Source organism: Sphingomonas bacterium (genome assembly GCF_903643065.1).
GTDB lineage: Bacteria > Pseudomonadota > Alphaproteobacteria > Sphingomonadales > Sphingomonadaceae > Sphingomonas.
The window spans coordinates 1-2519 of the sequence record NZ_CAHJWX010000484.1 but is presented as its reverse complement, the minus strand read 5'-3'; the positions used below and the strand labels follow the sequence as shown (position 1 = coordinate 2519).

The 2519-nt window shown below is 69.5% G+C and carries 5 protein-coding genes and 1 pseudogene; all 6 read right to left on the bottom strand.

Annotated features, from left to right (window positions below):
- The coding region (locus HUU95_RS14225) for an SURF1 family protein (RefSeq protein ID WP_217429849.1) at window positions 1-260 on the bottom strand (260 nt) is incomplete at its 3' end.
- Window positions 257-625: a DUF983 domain-containing protein gene (locus HUU95_RS14220; protein WP_438827220.1), complete on the bottom strand. Its 369-nt coding sequence runs from the start codon at window positions 623-625 to the stop codon at window positions 257-259. The genes HUU95_RS14220 and HUU95_RS14225, both read right to left, overlap by 4 nt.
- On the bottom strand, window positions 622-1548 hold the full coding sequence (locus HUU95_RS14215) for a cytochrome c oxidase subunit 3 (RefSeq protein WP_174280693.1): 927 nt from the start codon (window positions 1546-1548) through the stop codon (window positions 622-624). The genes HUU95_RS14220 and HUU95_RS14215 overlap by 4 nt, the downstream gene beginning before the upstream one ends.
- A gap of 111 nt (window positions 1549-1659) precedes the next feature.
- Window positions 1660-2235, bottom strand: a complete 576-nt coding sequence (locus tag HUU95_RS14210) for a cytochrome c oxidase assembly protein (protein ID WP_174280692.1) — start codon at window positions 2233-2235, stop codon at window positions 1660-1662.
- Complete coding sequence (locus tag HUU95_RS14735; RefSeq protein WP_302480137.1) at window positions 2232-2366, bottom strand: hypothetical protein; 135 nt, start codon at window positions 2364-2366, stop codon at window positions 2232-2234. The genes HUU95_RS14210 and HUU95_RS14735 overlap by 4 nt, the downstream gene beginning before the upstream one ends.
- Window positions 2363-2519 (bottom strand): annotated as a pseudogene (locus HUU95_RS14660) (heme o synthase); the annotation flags it as partial. The pseudogene HUU95_RS14660 and the gene HUU95_RS14735, both read right to left, overlap by 4 nt.

Genomic DNA, 2519 nt, shown 5'->3' with positions numbered 1-2519 from the left:
GCGCGGAAGCCGGCCGCGCCCGCGCCGGCGAGCGTCACGGTGACCGGCGGGCGACAAGTGGCGGCGCTGCGTCGGAACAGCAGCCGATCGTCGGGCGCGACGGGAAAGGCGATCGGCGGCCGCGTCGGGTTGGCGGCGAGCTGGGCGAGCTGCGCTTCCTTCTCGGGCAGGCGGATCAGCAGTTGCCACAGCCCCAGCGCGATCATCGCGGCGACCGCGAGGCCGACCACCAGCGTCGGCAGGACGGGCACGCGCCTCACCGGTCGCGCCCCGCCTCCGCCGCGCGGTTGCGATACTCGGCCGCGAGCAGCGCCGCCTTGGCGAGGCGCAGCGACCCGATCACGCCGGCGAAGGTGACGGGCAGCCAGATCAGCAGATGGACCCAGAGCGGCGGATGCACCGTCAGCTCCAGCACGATCGCCATCGCCATCACGACCGTGCCCAGGATCAGCGTCAGGAACGCCGCCGGCCCGTCGCCGACGTTGAACGCGGCGATGTCGAGCCCGCAGGCGCGGCAGCTCGGCTCGAACTTGATCCAGTGACGCCCGTACAGCGTCGCCGCGCCGCAGCGCGGGCACAGGCCGCGCAGGCCCGCCTGGACGATCGAGGGCTCGGCCAGGCTCAGCCGCCCTCGACCGGCGCGCCCCAGCCGCCCCAGACATAGACGGTGACGAACAGGAACAGCCAGACGACGTCAACGAAATGCCAATACCAGGCCGCCGCCTCGAAGCCGAAATGCTGGCGCGGCGTGAAGTCGCCGCGATAGGCGCGGAACAGGCAGACGGCGAGGAAGATGGTGCCGATCAGCACGTGGAAACCGTGAAAGCCCGTCGCCATGAAGAAGGCGGCGCCGTAGTTGATGCCCTTGAAGGCGAACGGCGCGTGCGCGTATTCGTACGCCTGGATGCTGGAGAACAGCGCGCCGAGCAGCACGGTCGCCCACAGGCCCTTGAGCACGCCGTCGAGGTCGCCGACGCCGATCAGGCCCCACAGGCCCTTCTTCACGCCGCCGCGCTGGCCATGGATCAGCGCGTGGTGCGCCCAGGTGACGGTGGTGCCCGAGCAGAGCAGGATCAGCGTGTTGAGCAGCGGCAGCGCGAAGGGATTGATGACCGTCAGCCCCTTGGGCGGCCATTGCGCGGCAAGCGCGGCGGCACCTTCGGCGGCGCGCTGGACCTGCCCGTCGACCACGCTCATCGCGGTGGGGAACAGCGAAAAGTCGAAGAATGCCCAGAACCAGCCGACGAAGAACATCACCTCCGACGCGATGAACAGGATCATCCCGTAGCGCAGGTGGAGCTGGACGACCGGAGTATGATCGCCGGCATGCGCTTCCCTGATGACGTTGGACCACCAGGAATACATGACGGTCAGCACCGCCACGACCCCGGCGATGAACAGCCAGCCGCCGCCGTTGGGCTTGCCGACATGGCCGCCATGCATCCACGTGATGGCCCCCACCGCCATCAGCAGCGCCGAGAACGCGCCGGTGATCGGCCAGATGTCCGGCGGCAGGATGTGATAATCGTGGTTCTTGGCGCCGGCCATGATGGTCGTTCCCGTTCAGGCGTTTCGGGTCAATGCTCTAGCGCGGTGTGGGGTCGAGGCAATAGGCAGGAGGCAATAGGCACTAGGCACTAGGTGAGTTGCCCCTCTTCCCTACCCATCATGCGCCACCCGCCCGGTCGGCGCCGCGTCGGCCGGCCAGAAGGTGTAGCTCAGCGTGATCGTCTGGATGTCGCGCGCGTCGGGGTCCTGGAGGATGGCGGGATCGACGTAGAAGATCACGGGCATGCGCTGCGTCTCGCCGGGCGCCAGCGTCTGCTGGGTGAAGCAGAAGCACTGGATCTTCTTGAAATATTTGCCCGCCTGCGCCGGCTGGACGTTGAAGGTGGCGGTGCCGGTGACCGGGCGGGGGCCGGTGTTGGTCGCGTCGAAGAACGCCATGTCGCGCCCGCCGATGTCCACCGTGTCGGTGCGCGCCTCCGGCCGGAAGCGCCAGGGCAAATTGGGGGCGACGTTGGTGTCGAACGCGACCACCATGTGCTGGTCGATGCCGCCGGGCGCGCGCAACGCGCGGCCCGTGGTGCCGTTCAGCCCGGTCGCGGCGCAGAACAGCCGGTAGAGCGGCACGCTCGCCCAGGCGAGCCCGGTCATGAAGCAGATGCCGAGCACGGCCAGCAGCGCCGTCCGGGTCGTCCGCGATGGGCGCGCCAGCCGCGCGGGCGCGGTCATCCGTGGCCGCCCTTCAAATGCGCGATCGTGATGAAGAAGACGAGCAGCACGAAGCCGCCGAGCAGCAGCGCCATGACGATGGCGCGGCCCCGCTGGCGGCGGCGGACCAGGTCTTCGTAATCGGGGATCATGGCAGGACCCAGCGGTCGACGACCAGCGCGCCGAACAGGAGGAAGAGGAAGGCGATCGAATAGGCGAACAGCCGCTTTTCCGGCGCCAGCGCGTCGCCCGGCGGCGGCCGACGCGTCGCGACCCGCGCCGCCATCGCGGCGAAGAAGCCGGTC

Bases quoted from the DNA above. Each gene is read 5' to 3' on its own strand.
- HUU95_RS14215 (WP_174280693.1), bottom strand. From the start codon at position 1,548: ATGGCCGGCGCCAAGAACCACGATTATCACATCCTGCCGCCGGACATC.
- HUU95_RS14210 (WP_174280692.1), bottom strand. From the start codon at position 2,235: ATGACCGCGCCCGCGCGGCTGGCGCGCCCATCGCGGACGACCCGGACG.
- HUU95_RS14735 (WP_302480137.1), bottom strand. From the start codon at position 2,366: ATGATCCCCGATTACGAAGACCTGGTCCGCCGCCGCCAGCGGGGCCGC.